Source organism: bacterium (assembly GCA_017744355.1).
Lineage (GTDB): Bacteria > Cyanobacteriota > Sericytochromatia > S15B-MN24 > UBA4093 > JAGIBK01.
The window spans coordinates 1-721 of record JAGIBK010000022.1; the positions used below are offsets into that span (position 1 = coordinate 1).

The 721-nt window shown below is 63.9% G+C and carries 1 protein-coding gene; it reads left to right on the forward strand.

The annotated features are described in order from the left end of the window. Window positions 1–721: hypothetical protein (locus tag J7643_19955; protein ID MBO9542868.1), on the forward strand; the 721-nt coding region annotated here is incomplete at both ends.

The following is a 721-nucleotide window of genomic DNA, read 5'->3' on the forward strand; positions in this document are numbered from 1 at the left end:
GGACAGCCTTCCAGGACAGCCGGTCAAAGAGAAGCGCACGGCCGCGAGCCTCTACCCTGCGTTTCAGGCCTTGCTTGATAGGACTGAGTATTTACGCAACAACGTAAATGCGGATAACATTAATTCCGGGACGCTGCCTGCGGCGCGTTTGCCAGCGGCTACCGCCTCGGTCTTCGGGGCGGTCAAGACTGGCTCGAATATCACCAACACGGCTGGCACGATCTCTATCGCGTCCGCCAACGTCATCGCCGCGCTCGGCTACACGCCCGCGAACAGGGCGGGCGACACCTTCACGGGCAAAGTTACGACCGCCGCTTCGGCAGCGGGCGGGGCGGGCTTCAATCTGCCTCATGGTGTAGCGCCGACGACGCCCGGCAATGGTGATATCTGGAGCACGAGCGCCGGCATCTTCGCGCGCATCAACGGCGCAACCCAGCAGATGCTTCAATCGGTGGGGCTCAGCTTGCCGAGCATCTTCACCGTGACCGGCTCGCCGGTCAATGCGGGTGCCGGCACGTTGACGGCTGCTCTCGCCACTCAGGCGGCAAACCAGGTCTTCGCGGGGCCTGCCTCGGGTGGTGCGGTTGCTCCTAGCTTCCGCTCTCTCGTGGTCGCAGACCTTCCCACGGTGGATATCGCGCATGGCGGAACGGGGGCCACGTCGAAGGCCGCAGCCTTCGACGCCCTCTCTCCCATGTTGGCGATTGGCGATCTCATCTAC